The 17,557-nt window shown below is 41.5% G+C and carries 10 protein-coding genes and 3 pseudogenes; 8 read left to right on the top strand and 5 right to left on the bottom strand.

Annotation, left to right across the window (positions count from 1 at the left end):
- Nucleotides 1-6: 6 nt before the first annotated feature.
- A pseudogene (locus tag J4861_RS10120) lies at nucleotides 7-1,683 on the bottom strand (SusC/RagA family TonB-linked outer membrane protein); the annotation flags it as partial.
- Between the two features lie 84 nt (nucleotides 1,684-1,767).
- Here J4861_RS10120 and J4861_RS10115 point away from each other — a divergent pair.
- On the top strand, nucleotides 1,768-2,598 hold the full coding sequence (locus tag J4861_RS10115; protein ID WP_211816737.1) for an IS5 family transposase: 831 nt from the start codon (nucleotides 1,768-1,770) through the stop codon (nucleotides 2,596-2,598).
- A gap of 521 nt (nucleotides 2,599-3,119) precedes the next feature.
- Nucleotides 3,120-3,280 (top strand): annotated as a pseudogene (locus tag J4861_RS10110) (DUF3467 domain-containing protein); the annotation flags it as partial.
- A gap of 107 nt (nucleotides 3,281-3,387) precedes the next feature.
- Here the strand turns inward: J4861_RS10110 and J4861_RS10105 are convergent.
- Complete coding sequence (locus J4861_RS10105) at nucleotides 3,388-5,460, bottom strand: LTA synthase family protein (protein ID WP_211816736.1); 2,073 nt, start codon at nucleotides 5,458-5,460, stop codon at nucleotides 3,388-3,390.
- A gap of 287 nt (nucleotides 5,461-5,747) precedes the next feature.
- Nucleotides 5,748-5,879 (bottom strand): annotated as a pseudogene (locus J4861_RS10100) (transposase); the annotation flags it as partial.
- A 613-nt stretch (nucleotides 5,880-6,492) separates the two neighbouring features.
- Between J4861_RS10100 and J4861_RS10095 the strand changes: the two are divergent.
- The 3 genes from J4861_RS10095 to J4861_RS10085 all read left to right on the top strand — a co-directional run bounded on the left by J4861_RS10095 (nucleotide 6,493) and on the right by J4861_RS10085 (nucleotide 9,025).
- A complete protein-coding gene (locus tag J4861_RS10095; RefSeq protein ID WP_211816735.1) occupies nucleotides 6,493-6,702 on the top strand; it encodes a hypothetical protein in 210 nt (69 codons plus the stop codon).
- 55 nt (nucleotides 6,703-6,757) lie between these two features.
- A complete protein-coding gene (locus tag J4861_RS10090) occupies nucleotides 6,758-8,335 on the top strand; it encodes a hypothetical protein (RefSeq protein WP_211816734.1) in 1,578 nt (525 codons plus the stop codon).
- Between the two features lie 225 nt (nucleotides 8,336-8,560).
- The gene (locus tag J4861_RS10085) at nucleotides 8,561-9,025 is read left to right on the top strand and encodes an HU family DNA-binding protein (RefSeq protein WP_211816733.1); all 465 of its coding nucleotides are present in this window, start codon (nucleotides 8,561-8,563) and stop codon (nucleotides 9,023-9,025) included.
- Nucleotides 9,026-9,249: 224 nt separating this feature from the next.
- Here the strand turns inward: J4861_RS10085 and J4861_RS10080 are convergent, their stop codons facing one another.
- Nucleotides 9,250-10,536 carry a hypothetical protein gene (locus J4861_RS10080; RefSeq protein WP_211816732.1) on the bottom strand — a complete coding sequence of 429 codons (1,287 nt, stop codon included), beginning with the start codon at nucleotides 10,534-10,536 and terminating at the stop codon, nucleotides 9,250-9,252.
- A gap of 15 nt (nucleotides 10,537-10,551) precedes the next feature.
- Nucleotides 10,552-13,371 carry a TonB-dependent receptor domain-containing protein gene (locus J4861_RS10075; protein WP_211816731.1) on the bottom strand — a complete coding sequence of 940 codons (2,820 nt, stop codon included), beginning with the start codon at nucleotides 13,369-13,371 and terminating at the stop codon, nucleotides 10,552-10,554.
- Nucleotides 13,372-14,264: 893 nt separating this feature from the next.
- Here J4861_RS10075 and rpsL point away from each other — a divergent pair.
- The 3 genes from rpsL (at nucleotide 14,265) to fusA (ending at nucleotide 17,488) form a co-directional block, all read left to right on the top strand.
- Nucleotides 14,265-14,648 (top strand): 30S ribosomal protein S12, encoded by a 384-nt coding sequence (gene rpsL / locus J4861_RS10070; protein WP_004335835.1) that lies wholly within the window; start codon nucleotides 14,265-14,267, stop codon nucleotides 14,646-14,648.
- 218 nt (nucleotides 14,649-14,866) lie between these two features.
- Nucleotides 14,867-15,343 (top strand): 30S ribosomal protein S7, encoded by a 477-nt coding sequence (gene rpsG / locus J4861_RS10065; protein WP_004361605.1) that lies wholly within the window; start codon nucleotides 14,867-14,869, stop codon nucleotides 15,341-15,343.
- Nucleotides 15,344-15,370: 27 nt separating this feature from the next.
- Entirely contained in the window at nucleotides 15,371-17,488 is a 2,118-nt protein-coding gene (gene fusA, locus J4861_RS10060; protein WP_211816730.1) for an elongation factor G, read from the top strand.
- Nucleotides 17,489-17,557 lie beyond the last annotated feature (69 nt).

Genomic DNA, 17,557 nt, shown 5'->3' with positions numbered 1-17,557 from the left:
GCTTAATTAAAATGTAACGTTTAATCCAAAGATAAGTGTGCGAGGAGTTGGGTAACGACCGTAGTCATATCCGTCCAAGATTGCTTCTGGAGAAGCTCCGTCATAAGGGGTAAGATAGAAGAGGTTCTGTCCTGTCACATAAACATTGGCATTCGCCATCTTCATTGCCTTAACCCATGTTCTTGGTAAGGTATAACTCAATGTTATCTCACGCAAAGCCATGTAACCAGCCTTCTCAAAGAACTTAGAGCCTTCACGCCAGATGTTCTGCTTATTCAACTGATCAGCATAACTGAATGCTGGATAGCTGGCACCTGGATTGGTCTCTGTCCACATATCCTTTACATTATCAATGAGATTGAACTGTCCTTGAAATTGTCCCATGGAACGAGCCTTGAGGTCATTGTAGATTGTATGACCCAAAGCGTAATCGAAACGAGCAAATAATGAGAGGTTCTTATAGCTTAACGTACTTGTCCAACCTCCTGTTACCGTTGGTCTTGAGTTACCCAACACCTTACGATCGAGTGAGTTGATGATACCATCTTCATTGATATCCTCCCAACAAACATCACCAGGCTCAATAGCCTTCCAGCCTGTTGAGTTCTTATAAAGCACTCCAGTCTGTGGGTTTACTTCATCAGCAAGACCAGGACCGTACAACTTTGCAATGTTATCAATACGCTTGTTAGCATTTGCCTTTACATCATCCCAATCTCTAAAGATGTGATCTTGGCTGTAACCATAGAGTTCTCCGAGTGTTCCACCCTCACGATAACCACCAATCCACTTAGTAGGAGTCTTGCCATCAGCGCCAACCTTGCCCGCAGCAACCTCTACTCCTTGAAGTTGATTGAATGGACGGTCGCTCTTAGGAAGCTGAATAATTGTATTCTTTACAGTTGAGAGATTGAAAGAGAGGTCCCAACGGAAACTATTCTTCAGGTGAATAGGAGTAGCACGCACCTCCATTTCAAATCCTTGATTACGCAACTTACCCAAGTTTGTTTGGATAGAAGAGAAACCTAAGTAAGAAGGAAGGTTCACACTCTGAAGCAGATTACTCGTATTACGAACGTAGTAATCGAGAATTAATGACAAACGATTTTTAAAGAAGCCGAGGTCAAGACCAGCCTCGAACGTGTGACTCTGCTCCCACTTTAAGGCTGTATTCACAAGCGAACGGTCGTAGAAAGCAGTGTTACCATGATAGTTTGTAAGTTGGTCATAGATTCCATAGATATAGAAATCACCAATACCACTCACATTACCATTGCTACCATAGCTGATACGAGGCTTGATATTGCTAACAAAGTTCGACAACTTAGACTCCTTCCAGAAGTCTTCTTCCATCATGTTCCAACCCAAAGAGATACCAGGGAAGAAACCCCAACGATTATCTTTCAGCTTAGAGTTACCATCATAGCGGAAGGTAAAGCTGAGCAAATACTTCTGTTTGTAATCATAATTGAAGCGTCCGAAGAGAGACTCGATACGATTACCAGACTTCTCTGACTTTGGATTGCTATCCTTATCAGCACCAGCATTGAGTGTAGGGATATCATCTGTAGGTGAATTCTTTGTAGAAGCATTCATCCAGAAGTAGTTATAATCATAATACTCCGCACCCAACATGAAGTCGACATTATGATGCTCAGCAAACGTATCGAAGTAATTCAATATCGAAGTCGTCTTGACTTTTTATTTTGTTAAAATAGAGAGGAATTCTTATCTTTGTATTAGTGAACCAAGCTTTAAATACCTCTCATGTACAAAGTACTGGACAAAGATACAATAAAAAATGAAATTCTACCTCATTTATCAGTAGCAAAACGTGGATATATTTGCCAAAGCTGCCTGTCTGAGGTAATTCAATGCATTCTTTATAAGCTTAAGACTGGTTGCCAATGGTATATGCTTCCAGTTTCATCGTTCTTCACAGCAAAGGTTCTTCATTACAAAACCGTATACGGACATTTTCGCAAATGGTGTAAGAAAGGAGAATGGCAAAAAGTGTGGACAATACTTCTAGGCCGTTATAAATCTTTCTTGGATATGTCAAGTATAGATTTGGATGGCAGCCATACAACAGCATTACGTGGTGGAGATTGTCAGAGCTATCAGGGACGCAAGAAGAGCAAGACTACAAATGCTATTTATGTAACTGACCGTCAGGGAATACCACTCGCCATATCCACTCCAGTTGCAGGTTCTCACAATGATTTGTACAATATTTCAGAAGTGGTTAAAGAAGTATTCTCACAACTCACAAAGTCTGATATTTCTACTGATGGATTATTTCTCAATGCTGATGCGGGATTCGATGCAAAAGAGTTTAGACACATGTGCCTAAGAATGGGTGTGTTTGCAAATGTAGCATTTAATTATAGAGCAAGGGGTGAGCAAGATTGCTATTTGTTTGACGATATACTGTATAAAGAAAGGTACAGCATAGAAAGAACAAATGCGTGGTTGGATTCATACAGAAGTCTGTTGAACAGATTTGATGTTACTTTGACCAGTTGGCAAGCATGGAATTATATAGCATTTATTGTTATTCTGATGAAGAAAGTGAAAAAGAAACAAAAGTCAAGATAAGTTCATAAATAAAAATGCTGTAAAAACAAAGTGTTGCAGATAATTATTTTGAAAAATTATTACATAATCTCGAATAAAACATCTACAAATAACGGCAAAAATATATGTAAAAGATAAGTTTGTAACCAATAGTAAATCAGTTAGTTATGATCCTGTGTAAGAAAAGGTGCTTAATTGGACTTCAAAAGGGCGTTAGTAAGACCTCTAAAGGGCATCTTTTGTAAGTCAATTAGGCGTCTTTTAGCAACCAAAAGAGCATGTATTGGTTTTGAGTTGTATGAAAATAGTTTACAAGTATTGGTTGATATGGGAATAAGTGGCCTCGCAGAAGACGGAAAGATATCAATAATAAAACAAAATGTCATGAGGCTCTATTGGTTGATTTGACTTTAATGGAAGAACCTAAAGGAAGTTCTGTTAGTAGTGTTATTTTGAGGTGGAAATCTAATAGGTTTAGAGTAAAACTTTTGTAGTTAGATTTGGACAAATAACTTTAATGTATTATCTTTGCGTAAAAGAAGAAAGTATTTATTGCTCCTGAGCACGCATTGCGTCTCCTTGCAGCTTTGCAGGACAATGTAGTATGCTACGAGAAAGAGTTTGGTAAGATGACCGCCGCGAACCCAAAGACCAGGGACCACGCACCATCGCTCCATTTGGCAATGGTAAGGTTGAAGCATAAGCAATCCCTTTAAGATTAAAATACTTGAAAGTCGCCTCCATATTGGGGGCGACTTTCTGTTTCAGAGGGGCTTGTAAGCATGTTACAAGTTCACTACTTTGGTTAAGCTATTGCGCTTTCACGTATAAGTTTGTGTATTGGTAGTAAGCCTGCGCCTTGCGAACGAGTTCTTGATTCATTTGCTTTGTAGGTTGCTCTTCAAATGTACCATCGTGTAATGGACGAACGATGTATTGTCGTATATTGCGGACTGGCGATAAAACAGTTAGTCGATTACCTTCAAGATACCCAAGGTCTTGGTAAGTTGCCATGAATGCACGAGGATGATAGGTTGGTGCGAGGATGTCTTGTCCTGTGAAACTTACAGTGCAACGTAACTTGAGGAGAGAAAGTAGGGTAGGCATGACATCAATCTGCGAGCATATAGTTTCAATCTTTCTTGGTTGGAGAATAGCTGGCGCATAGATGAGGCATGGAATATGGTAGCGGTCTATAGGAAGTGATGTTTTCCCGGCACTGGATGCACAGTGATCAGCAATAACTACGAATACGGTATTCTGGAACCATGCTTTCTTTCGGGCGTCATTAATGAATTTACCGATTGCATAGTCTGTATATTTTACTGCGGCTTCTCTTGTGTTAGGGTCACCGTCTACTTTAATTCTGCCACTGGGATAGGTGTAAGGGCGATGGTTGCTCGTGGTCATAATCTGTGCGAAGAAAGGAAGTTTCGACTGATAGTCCTTATCGAATACTTGTAAGCTCTTGTTGAAGATATCTTCATCACAGACACCCCAAATGTTTGCGAATGTTACTTGATTGTTCGGTATGTCCTTTCGGTCTATTACCTCGTAGCCATTATGACTGAAGAAGTCGCCCATGTTATCGAAATAACTATCTCCGCCATAGATGAATTGCGATTTGTACCCCAAGTGAGAAAGGATACGACCTATTGATAAGTTCCCCATTCGGTTAGCCTTTCGCTTGATGATGCTTTCTCCTGCACTCGGTGGAATGCAAAGAGATAATGCTTCTAATCCTCTAACTGTTCTGTTTCCTGCTGCGTATAGACTGTCAAAGACAATACTCCCTTGCATGAGCTTGTCAAGTTGTGGGGTAAGGTTCTCTTTATTTCCATATCGCGTAAGGAAATCAGCACTTAGGCTTTCTACTGTTATTAAGACGATGTTAGGGCGTTGTGAAGCAAGGAACTCTCCAATCGCCTTTTTTCCCTCCTTGTTAAGTCCACTTAATTGACGATACTGAGACACACATTGTTGTTTGGGTAACATAGTATAGAACTTATCATACTCTAACATGTTACTCTGGAAAGCAATGACAAAGTCGCAGGCTCCGTTTTGTTCAAGTTGAGTAACGTATTGATTGTTACTTTGTAGAGCATGGGTGCCTTGTAAGATAAAATATGAGCTTATTGCTAAGACCATATATATAGAAAGGTGTATAAGAAACTTCTTCGCATTGTAAAGATGAGTAACCTTTAGCTTGTAATGTCGCGATTGAAGGAAGATAATTGCAGCTGTTAAGAGTAATGTAATGCCAATCAACGGAACAATAGAATAAGACTCCATGATGTTCCCAATAACTTCGTGAGTGTAGACGAGATAGTCTACTGCAATGAAATTATATCTTACGCCAAACTCTCCCCAGAAGATGTATTCTCCTGCTGTGACGCAAAGTAATAAGAAAACATATACAGCCCAAGTTATATAGAGGGAGATCTTACGCCATGCTTCTCTTGTTCTTGGAATGAAAAAGCGTATGGAGAAACTGAATAGTTTCCATCCGAGGAATATTCGTGCAATCTTTGGTGCGCCGCCTCCATATTCGTGGAAGATGGTGTGGAAGAATAATACGTAGGCAAAGGCAATAGTTAGTAGAAGTTCAATGATCCATCCTGTGACACGATGATATTTAGCTTCATTTAGCCCAAGGTTTATAATTTGTAATGGTAAGGCAAGCAAAATTGCCATACAAATATCTGTTACGAAGCCAACACTTAAGAATCTGATTATCTCCCAGAAAGAGAAAGAAGAATCTTCGGGGACATTCCACATTAAGATAATTCTTAGGATAAATCCAATAAGTAGATACAGTTTTAAAAATCGTGTTCCAATGAAATTAATAGGATTCTTGGTAATTACATTTGTTCTTTTGTCCATCGTTTGCTTATTTTTTGGCAAAGTTAATAATTATAGATGAGGTTCAGACATATTTTGGGCAGTAATTGCGCTCGCATGTTTGAGAATGTTAGATCCTTAGAATGATAAATGTGCTTCTATTTGTCGATGGTGTTTCTTTGTTTTTAGATAAGGTCAACTTAATTTCTTAAAAGAGGCTATCTACTTTCGGAGTATTTGCTTACCTTTGCATTCAAGATTAAATCTCAATGAGTATTATTGTATTTACTATTCTTTTATTGTTAGGTGCCTATTGTGCAGGATTGTTAGTCCCGTGCCTTTTGTTTATAGTGCTGTAGTTGGTGGTTTACTTCTATAATTCTGTTTCCTCTTGCCTTAAAACATGAGCCTCTCAACGGACAACCATCACAGCGTTCTGCCTGATAACGTACGCTGTAAGTAGGGAATTAACTGAAATTCCCTAAGTTATGAAGGCTATTTTATCTCTGTTTATTCTTTTATTCCATATTTTCTTTTTACCTTTGCAGCGTGAATAACTTAGCAATGACATATCAGACCAATTCAGCACAGCAAAGAAATTTTAGTTTCTTTGCCTTTTTTAGTGCTTTATATTTGGTAGTTTCAGATATTTTGCTAACACACACACACACACACACACACACACACACACACACACACACACAGGCGCTACTAGCGTTTAATCATCCATTTTTTCTTCCAGTCTACGCGCGCGCGAAGCGTAGCGTAACCCTTGTAAACAAAGGACTTCTAGGAGTTTTCTTTGTTCGCTTTTTCGTGTCTATTTGTGAGCTGTTGAAAAGGCAAAATAAGAACGTTTTACGCATTGATTTTACCGTAGAAGATACTTGTAATTCTCTAGTAATAGTTTGTTTTCTCTCGTTGATTTCTCGGGCAGGCAGTGGTAACGTGCTGTCTGCCTGTAGAGGGGGAGAAGGCAGGCGGTTAAGAGGGTTATTAGGATGTATATAATAAAAGGTGAGCAATAAAGCCACATAGAGAGTAGATAACAACTATTTTAATCAAATCAAAAAGATGATGAAAACAAAAGAAAGAAAAGTCTATCTCGTGCCACAGTGCCAGATAGCACACGTGAGTGAAGAAACTAATCTTATGGCTACCTCTTTCCCTAGCCAGCACAATCCTGGACATCATGCTTCTGGTCCATCAAGTGCTAAAGCTGTAGCAGAATGGGAAGATTTAGAAGAGAGTAGCAAGGGTACTTCTTCTCCATGGGAAGATTAAGCAAGAGAGTTATTTACAGAAAAGAAAACAGAATCAAAAAAAGAAAAGACAGACAATGAAAAAGAATTTATTTAAGACACGCCTGTTATCGTTTGCCGCTTTCTGCGGACTCGCGTTGGCATTCGCATCGTGTGCCAATGAAGATGTAGCACAGGGCACAACAGGCACTGACACCGAGAACGATAAAAACCTTACTACCTTTGTTGCAGGTGATGAGGCTAAAACCCGTACCACAATGGATTACACCAGTGGTAATTTCTATTGGGAAGCAGGTGACTATATTTATGTAAAGGATGACAACAACGTATGGCGTAAGAGTAGCAATTCACCAACAGGTAAGGTTACTTCTTTCAAGTTTAAGGTGCCAGGTAAATTTACTGCAAGCGCCAGCTATAAGGTTTACTACCCTGGCAAGAACGGTAGCAATGATCAGGTAACAATTCCAGCAGCTCAAAGCCAATCAGAGCCAAACAGCACCGCTCACTTTGGCGTGTCAGGCGACTGCGGAACAGCAGATGCAACAGGTACTGTAGGTGGTGGTTCATTCTCTTTTGCGCTTGATCACCAAGCAGCCATCCTTGTTCTCCAGCCTTATAATCCAAACGCAACCTTAAATGATTGCTACCTTACAAAAGTTGAAGTAACTTCCGACAATAACATCACAGGAACTTACACGCTTGACCCATCAAGTGGCGAACTTACTGGTACAGGTACAGGTAAACAGATTGTTGTTACAACAGCCGGAAGTAGCGTTTCTCCTAACGGTTTCCCAATAAAGAAAGTAGCCAGCGTAACAGATAACAGTGCTTATGTGCTTATCAAACCAGGTACACATACGCTCACGGTAAAATACACCTTAAAAGATATTGCCACCAATGTTGAGGGAACTATCACTAAGACCCTAAGTGCTTTCAATTACGACAAGAACACCTATTACGATATGACTGCCAACCTTGACATAAAAGATTATGATGGCGATCATTACTACATGTGGGATGCTTGGCAGCAATATTGGTCTGGTTACGAATGGACAAGAAATCTAGCCGCAGGTGTAGGTCAGCCAACACTCGATGGCAATAGCTCGTCAAACTATGCCCAGAATAATAGTGATTTTCGTTACTATCACGAAGGAGGTGGCTCAGGTAGGTTTGATGCAACACAGTCCTGTATCTCAGTTCCTAATGCCAATGAAATGGTATGGTATATCAAAAAAGGCGATCCACGATGGGATGGAGACAAACTATGGACGACTATGGGTCATCTGTACAAAGGTGGAATGTGGTTCAAGAAGAAGTCAAATATAAGTGGCTTCACAGATACTCATATTCCTGACAATGCCAGCGTGGATCTACGTACACAATATCAATACTTTACCATCAGTTCTCTTAATCCTGGTCTCCCCTCTGCTAGTGATATCGGTGATTATTTTTATCTACCAGCCCTGGGGCTCTATAACTATGGTATGCTAATCGGCGTTGGAGGAATTGGACAATACTGGTCGTCTAGTGCCCATCCATCAGCTAGTAACAAAGCATATTACATAACTTTCGGCAGTAGCAGCGTCTCCGTGACAATCAATGGTAGCGAGCTTGGGTACAGAGTGCAGCCATTCTCGGATTTCGGTGACAATTAGCACGAAAAATATTTACAAATATAAGGGTATTTATGCGCTTTAGTAATATATTGATTATCAATGTGTTATAAAATAGGCTATCTCGGTATTGGACTAAGGGTACCTCGGTCCTATACTGAGATACCCTTAGTCCTATACCGAGGTAGCCTGAGAATAGGGGTGAGAGTATCTTAATTAAGAAAATAATTTACAAACTATATTTATCAACTTTAAAGTATTAATATTATGGCATTTTTTAAAAAAGTAAAGAAAAAGATTACAGGCCTGTGGTATCCACAGGTAGTGACGGTTGGAAAACCTGTAACGACAGATCAGGTGGCAGATCGCTTGGCATTGATTTCAACGGTGAGCCGTGGTGACACGTATGCTGTGTTAAAGGATCTTGGCGGTGTGATGGCTTCCTTTATGGCCGAAGGGCGCACGGTGAAACTGGAGGGCGTGGGTACGTTTTACTACACCATCAACGCTGATAAGGGTATCGCGAAGCCAGAAGAAGTGACGGCAAAGCAGATAAAAGGCATCCGTGTACGCTTTATTCCCGAGACTTCACGCACGCAGAGCAATAAGGTTGCTACTCGTTCGCTAGTGTCTGAAACTATCTACTGGGAGGAGTGGAAGGATGAGAAAGAGAAGGAGGAAAAGAAAGAGAAGAAAAAGAAAGAGGAAAGTGTCGGTCCAGTCCCTGAATAAGCTCTCTTCGATCATCTCTTGTAAAGAAGAAGTGTCAGATTACAGAAAAGAATATAGACGAGGATGTGCCAACAATGAAGGTACATCCTTTTTTTGTATTCTTCTTTTGTTTAGTATTAGACGAATGGTCTTTTGTTAGCGAAAAACACTACACCCTTCCATTAGAAGCCTATTGTGGTTTTGATGGAAGGGTGCTGTATGGATGAAGTGGGATTTTCAGATCCTTATAGTCCTTGGCTTTGTAACTCTTTCTCAGGCATTGGCAGCCACTTGATTTTACGGCTTGCCCATGTTGTCGCGGAAGAACCTTGTTCTAAACCACGGCGGATATCTGCTGTGCGTTCACCACGGAAAGCAAGGAAGATACGACGTAACTCGGCTATTTGAGCGAGGGTAGGGGGAGTTGATAGTTGACTTGCTGTGTCATATTTGCCAATAACCTTATTAACCTCTGTCATTGCATCACCAGTCATAATACCTCTTACGATGAGTTCAGCTTTGATAAGATGGATGTCATCATCGTTTGAAATAATCATCGAGCCCTTTCTTGTTAGCCCTGACGCATAAATGTTATAGCGATTAGGATTTTTCTTATCTACACTCGCATGAGCCAGTGGTAAGGCTTTCTTTTCAGCATCAGTTGTTCTTGCAGCTTCAAGAGAAGGGCTTACTTGTACATCACGGCTGTTTGGACCGATAGCACTGTAAAGTGGGTTGTCACCACCATCGTTGTTATAGATTACCTCCACAGTCTCACCATCCTTCAGTGCACCTTCTACGAATGTCTTAGCGTCTGCGTATTGTCCACGATGCATAGCTAATTTGAGTTCGTAGGTTTTTACTTGTCGGATAGCTGCGTCTTGGTCAAATCCCTTGAAGGACTTTAGTGCATCAGACTTTGCAGCTTTCTCAGCAGCTTCGTATTGCTCCTTAGCTTGGTTTAGTAGTGTCTCGTGCGAAACAACAGCCTTATTCAAGATGACAGATCCACCTTCTGCTGCTGGAGTTGTAGAGAAAGACTCTGCAAGCAACTGTAGAGCATAGCCAGCATGGAGATGTCCAACGTAGTTACCATATGCTTTTACAATCTCAGTCTGCTCAGCATTTGCTCCTGTTATCTGTCCAGCAATCTCAGTTAGTTCAATGCTTCGAGCGTAATAGTTATGGATTTTATTCCATAGATCATTCTGAGTACCCGAAGATGGAGTGAGGTTGTCAGTCGCTATTTGGCGATAAAGGAGTGCATTTGGAATCGTTCCTTCGGTCAATTCGTCAACGGTTGTACCCAAAGCGAGGAAGGCTGCAGCAGAGGCATCGCCTTGAAGCGTCTTTACGTAGGCTACCAACGGACCATCAGTAATACTATTGCTTTGAATATTAGCAACCATTGCTGATTTATTCAGTTGGTCTCTTGTAAGTGTGTTACTTGGTGTCTCCGCATTTTCTACCCATGAATCGCAACTTGCGAATAGTACAGAAAGGGCGAGAATGGCATATATTGATTTTTTCATTTTATCGTCTTCTTTTTATAATGTGAAACTTAAAGTTGCTGTGTAAGTGCGTGGGTGTGGAGTATTGGTAATGTCACGTGACAAGCTTCCAATACCTCTCTGCTTACGATTACCACCGTTGCCTTCTACTTGTGGGTCAGCACCAGAGTAGTTGGTAAGGACAAATACATTTTGTATAGCGAAAGAGAAACGCATTCCATTCACCACGTTGCGTGTCCATCTGCGAGAGAGTGATGATAAATCATAACCTAAGTAGAGCGTTGACAAGCGCAAGAAGTTAGCTTTCTCGATGTAGTTAGCTCTGAAGCGTGCGCTGTGTGCCAATTCCTCAGCAATTTGGTTATATTCTGCAGTACCTACGGTAGCATTTGCAAGAGCCTGCAGCTGGTCGTTACGCTTCTTCAAGTTGTCACCCAAACCAGATACATTATAGAAACTTTGATTATAGATAGATGCACCCAAAGCGTAATTCCACTTTGTCCCGAAGGTGAAGTGGCTGAAGAGTTTTAGGTCGAAACCAAACGAACCATTGACAGATGGGAATGGCTTACCAAGATACTGGTAGTCATTACTCTCTATGGCACCTATTTTCTGGTTGTATGTACCGTCAGCATTGAAGGCTGGCTTCTCAACGGTGTGATAATAGAAAGCATAGACAGGTTGTCCCTCTTTTACAACGTTAGGATAGTTGTTGATATCCTTTCCACCAGTATCAGTCACTTTGTTTGCCTGATAATTAAGGTTTGCATACACGTCAAGAGAATGGCGGTTAGCCTGTTTCCAGAGGTTACCATTGTAGCTGAACTCTATACCATGACCCTTGATGCGTCCTACGTTACGTGGAACGCTACCTATCCAACCATTGCTTGAAAGAAGGTCATCGTAGATGATTGCGTCAGAGGTGTATTGTGCATACAGCGTAAGTGCCAATGTATGTCTGTTACGAATAGTCCAATCCGTTCCTAATTCAATCTCTCGCATACGCTCAGGTTTGATATCAGGGTTACCTTTGAACTGAGGTTTAACAATTGGGCCATAAGCACTGATGCCGTCCATGACATAAGATGTGCGGGCATCTGTAGGGTAGGGAAGGCGTCCACTCTCACCATAGGCAATGCGGAACTTCTGATTCTTGAGGTTGTATGATGCACTCAAAGAGGGATAATAGATACTTGCCACATTACTACCGATAAGGTTAGAGGCATCACGTCTGAGTCCTGCATTGACAAAGAAACGGTTATCATAGTTGAGGAAAGCCTCACCATAGAGACCCCATGTGCGTTGTTCGAAGCTTGACTCTGTTACTGTACGTTCCGTTGCTGCTGAGATATTGTCGATATCACTTCTAAAGCGAGATGCAGAAATACTATTCAGTGTTTCGTACTGGCGTGCAATCTGTGAGAGAAGGGTTGCTGTAAGGTCCCATTTGTCTGCAAGATGAAACTTACGAGTAGCTTTTATGTCCCAGTTAAAGTTAGAGTTTCTACGGTTGCTTATATTTTTTGCACCCTCAGCATTATTTCCTAACTTATAACCGAAAGGTAGACGATAGATTCCTTCTGTATGGTTTACGTCTGCGCCAATGATAGTCTCAATTTTTATATCTGCTGGAAGCATATAGCTAAGACGAAGGTTACCGATGAAACGGTCGTTGCCATAGGTCCAACTCTGTGCTCGCCACGTACTCTCGTCGACATATGGCCATGGCGTCTGGTTAATCATTAAGTTCCATATCGCATCATATCTACCCATTGCAGTCTGTGGAAGACTGATGTTACCATGTATGTAGGAAGCTGTAGCACCGAGTGAGAAACGGCCAGAACGAAGATCATAAGCCATCTTCGCACTATGTCGTTTGTCCTTATTGCCAGGTACTATACCTGCAATGTCATTCATATTGTAAGAGAAGAAGAGGTTCTGATTCTCTTTGAATGCTTTTGAAACAGAGGTGTAGATTGTTTTCTGCCAGCCAGTTTGGAAGAAGTTATTGATAGGGTCATTATTTACAAACTGGTCATACTTTTTTGCCAATGTAGCTGCGCCTAACGACATCTTCACTTGTATGTCAGCCTTTCTGTTTTCTGGATTGTTATTTTTACCTCTTTTGGTTGTGATAACAATAACACCATTGGCAGCTTCTGCTCCATAGCTGGCTGCGGCAGAAGGACCTTTTATGACATCGATAGTTGCAATATCATCAATGGTCAAGTCATTGAGTGCACTGAGTGCATCTTGTGAACTGTTGATGTCAGAGATATGCGAGCTATTGTATTTCACACCATCAACATAGATGATTGGGTCACGCTCCATACTCATTGTAGCACCACTGCGCATGTTAAAACGGATTGGCATACCAACTTTACCATTGCTTTGGTACATCTGTACACCACCAATCTTACCATCAAGCATGTCGCTGAGAGAATTTGTATGCGCATTCTTACTCAGATTATCAATGTCGACATGGTCAACCTTGCTTCCAAGTGCTTTCTGACTACGTGCACTGGAGATACTGGCTGTAACCTGTACCTCCTGAAGGTCGATACCAGGAATAAGACTGATAGTAGGTTGTCCTTTTAGTGCTTTTGCCTTTATGTCCTGTTCCTTGAAACCAATATAGCTGATGTGCAGTGTCTGGTCATCATTTGTGTTCAGTGAGAAGTAACCGTCTTCGTTGGTTACTGCCTCTACACCTTTATTTCCTTTGACCACAGCACCAATAATAGGCTCACCTGTATCTTGGTTAATAACTCGCGCCTTGTAAGTTGTTTGCGCACTTAAATTGATAGCAGAGGCTACCGATAGCATGGCAATACCTCTCTTAATGTTTTGTAACATGAAATGTTTCTGTTGTTATCCTCCTAAGGAGTAATATTAAGTAATGACTACATTATATAAGGTGTAGCCGAATTTGGTGGCGCAAAGATACTTCTTAAATAATGATACTACAATACCTAAAAATTGTGATTTTCATTGGTAAGTCGTATCGTTGCACTTATAAATATGTTGATTCAGTATGAAGTAAGATGGGAATCTTCTAATAAAAGGGGTCTTTTTCTAATTATCAAGACTTCAGTAGGTTGTCTTCTTTCTAAGTATAGCTGCTTAGCACATATGGTGTTGTTCGTAAGCACCATTGGTGCTGATGCTCCGCACCATATGTGCGCAGCCTGCTAAACACTATTCAGTGGGTTACTAAAAAGTGGTAACATTGGTGTTTTGTAGAGGCAGAGTTAGTTTTAGTCAACAAAGAACACCTTTGGTAAAATCACAAACCTTTGTCATGTAATGTTAAGTGTTTGACTTATAGGGTGTTTGTTGCCCATTAAATACTCTGTGTTATATGTCGGATAGTGCTCATTGTTGTCATTTTATGACCGTAGATGAATCAGATGTCTCTTACAGCAGATATGACATAATTTAGCTTCTTTGAATGTGTTTTTCACTCCAAAATTATAGAAAAAGGTCTCTGTCAGTTGTGTTTTTCAGTCCCAAAATGGTATGAATGGGTTCTTTTGAACTGTTAAATAATAAGTAAAAAGTTATTTATTGTTAACGAATAGCGTTTGGCAGATTATTCTTTTTCTTATTATTAGGTCGTTTAACGGATTATTCGTACCTTTGCAACCCGAAACAACAGAGTGAATTATATCGTTTTTAGAGTGTTTCACTTGTGTTTGTAATGGTTTGAAAATAAACAAAATAAATATATAACAATAAAAAGTAAAATTATGCCTACTATTTCACAATTAGTAAGAAAAGGCAGAAAGGACATCGTAGACAAGAGCAAGTCTCCGGCTTTGGACAACTGTCCACAGCGTCGTGGCGTATGTGTTCGTGTTTACACAACAACTCCTAAGAAGCCTAATTCGGCAATGCGTAAGGTTGCCCGTGTTCGTTTGACCAACCAGAAGGAAGTGAACTCTTATATCCCAGGAGAGGGTCACAACTTGCAGGAGCACAGTATTGTTCTCGTTCGTGGTGGTCGTGTTAAGGACCTTCCTGGTGTACGTTATCACATCGTTCGTGGTACTCTTGATACCGCAGGTGTTGCCAACCGTACACAGCGTCGTTCTAAGTACGGTGCTAAGCGTCCAAAGGCAGCTAAGAAGTAATATTCAAGTTGCCTAAAGGCAGCTAAGAAACTTCAAACCATAAAGCCGAGGTGCAACGGCCGGTGATGGTCGATGCCCCGAGGCTCTTTAAAAAGAAGCAACTAAAAACAAACAGTTTTGCTGGAGATTTGTAATCACAAAGGTTGAGTAAATGCCCAAGAGAGGGCGTTGAAGAACGAAAGACGACAGCCTCCGCAGACTTAAAGTTTAAAATAAAAATGAGAAAAGCAAAACCAAAGAAGCGTGTAGTCCTTCCAGATCCAAAGTTTAATGATCAGAAGGTGTCAAAGTTCGTAAATCACTTGATGTATGATGGTAAGAAGAATACCTCATACGAAATCTTCTATGCAGCCCTCGATATCGTAGGCGGTAAGATGAAGGATGAAGAGAAGTCTCCACTTGAGGTGTGGAAGCAGGCTCTCGATAACATCACTCCACAGGTAGAGGTAAAGAGCCGCCGTATTGGTGGTGCTACTTTCCAGGTACCAACAGAGATTCGCCCAGATCGTAAGGAGAGTGTTTCAATGAAGAATATGATTGCCTTTGCACGTAAGCGTGGTGGTAAGAGCATGGCTGATAAGCTTGCTTCTGAAATCATGGATGCTTTCAATAACCAGGGTGGTGCTTATAAGCGTAAGGAAGATATGCACCGTATGGCTGAGGCTAACCGTGCGTTTGCTCACTTCAGATTCTAATCAAGTTATTATAATAAGGTAAAAGAAATGGCAAATCACGATTTACATTTGACTCGTAATATCGGTATTATGGCACACATCGATGCCGGTAAGACGACAACATCTGAACGTATTCTTTTTTATACAGGTAAGACTCACAAGATTGGTGAGGTTCATGATGGTGCTGCAACCATGGACTGGATGGCACAGGAGCAGGAGCGTGGTATCACAATTACATCTGCTGCTACAACATGTAACTGGAACTATCTCGGCAAGTCTTATAAGATTAACTTGATTGATACTCCGGGACACGTTGACTTTACTGCTGAGGTAGAGCGTTCACTTCGTGTTCTTGATGGTGCAGTTGCTACTTATTCTGCAGCTGATGGTGTACAGCCACAGTCTGAGACTGTTTGGCGCCAGGCTGATAAGTACAATGTTCCACGTATTGGTTATGTAAACAAGATGGACCGCTCTGGTGCTGACTTCTATGAGACAGTACAGCAGATGAAGGATATCCTTGGTGCTAATCCTATCGCTATTCAGATTCCTATCGGCGCAGAGGAGAACTTCAAGGGTGTTGTAGACCTTATCAAGATGAAGGCTATCTTGTGGCATGATGAGACTATGGGTGCTCAGTATGATATTGAGGATATCCCTGCTGATCTTGCTGATGAGGCTGCTGAGTGGCGTGAGAAGTTGCTCGAGGGTGCAGCTAACTACGATGATGAGTTGATGGAGATGTACCTTGAGGGACAGGATATTCCAGAGGATAAGCTGATTGCTGCAATCCGTAAGGGTTGTATCGCTATGGAGTGCTGCCCAATGCTTCTTGGTTCTTCTTATAAGAATAAGGGTGTACAGCCTCTTCTCGATTATGTTTGTGCTTTCTTGCCTTCTCCATTGGATACACCAGCTATCGTTGGTATTAATCCAGATACAGAGGAGGAAGAGGATCGTAAGCCAAGTGAGAGCGAGCCTACATCTGCTTTGGCATTTAAGATTGCTACTGACCCATTCATGGGCCGTTTGGTATTCTTCCGTGTCTACTCAGGTAAGGTTGTTGCTGGTTCTTACGTATTCAATACACGTTCTGGCAAGAAGGAGCGTATCAGCCGTCTGTTCCAGATGAACTCTAATAAGGAAATTCCTATGGAGTCAATCGATGCAGGTGATATCGGTGCTGGTGTAGGTTTCAAGGATATTCGTACTGGTGATACTCTCTGTGATGAGAATGCACCAATTATCCTCGAGTCTATTACCTTCCCTGACACTGTGATCTCTATCGCAGTTGAGCCAAAGAGCCAGGCTGACGTTGCTAAACTCGATAACGGTCTTTCTAAGCTTGCTGAGGAGGATCCAACATTCACCGTTCGTACTGATGAGCAGAGTGGTCAGACCATTATCTCTGGTATGGGTGAGCTTCACCTCGATATTATTATCGACCGTTTGAAGCGTGAGTTCAAGGTAGAGTGTAACCAGGGTAAGCCACAGGTTAACTACAAGGAGGCTATTACTAAGGCAGCTCAGAGCCGTGAGACTTATAAGAAGCAGTCTGGTGGTCGTGGTAAGTTCGCTTGTATCGACGTAACTATCGAGCCAAAGGACGAGGACTACGAGGAGGGCGACTTGCAGTTTATCAACGTTGTTAAGGGTGGTAACGTACCTAAGGAGTTCATTCCTGCAGTAGAGAAGGGCTTCAAGGATTGTCTTGGCAACGGTGTACTCGGTGGTTTCCCAATGACTGGTCTTAAGGTTACTTTGACTGATGGTTCTTTCCACCCAGTTGACTCTGACCAGTTGTCATTCGAGCTCGTAGCTCACCAGGCATTCAAGGTTCTCTGTCCTAAGGCAGGTCCTGTTCTTATGGAGCCTATCATGAAGGTAGAGGTTGTTACTCCAGAGGAGAACATGGGTGATGTTATCGGTGACTTGAACAAGCGTCGTGGTCTTGTACAGGGTATGGATGAGGCTCGTAGCGGTGCTCGTATCGTTAAGGCTATGGTACCATTGTCAGAGATGTTCGGTTATGTAACAGCTCTTCGTACTATTACTTCTGGTCGTGCTACTTCTTCTATGGAGTATGATCACCACTCACCAGTATCAAGCACTCTCGCTAAGGAGATTCTTGATGAGTTGAAGGGTAATTCAGACCTCGTTAAGTAAATAATGTAAGGTTTTGCTCTCTCATAGCGAATGACTCTTATGAGAGAGCTACCTTTATGTATATTCAAT

Origin of the sequence: Prevotella melaninogenica (assembly GCF_018127925.1) — a bacterium.
Taxonomy (GTDB): domain Bacteria; phylum Bacteroidota; class Bacteroidia; order Bacteroidales; family Bacteroidaceae; genus Prevotella; species Prevotella melaninogenica_C.
Note: the sequence above shows the minus strand (reverse complement) of the source record. Positions and strands in the feature narration are given on the sequence as shown.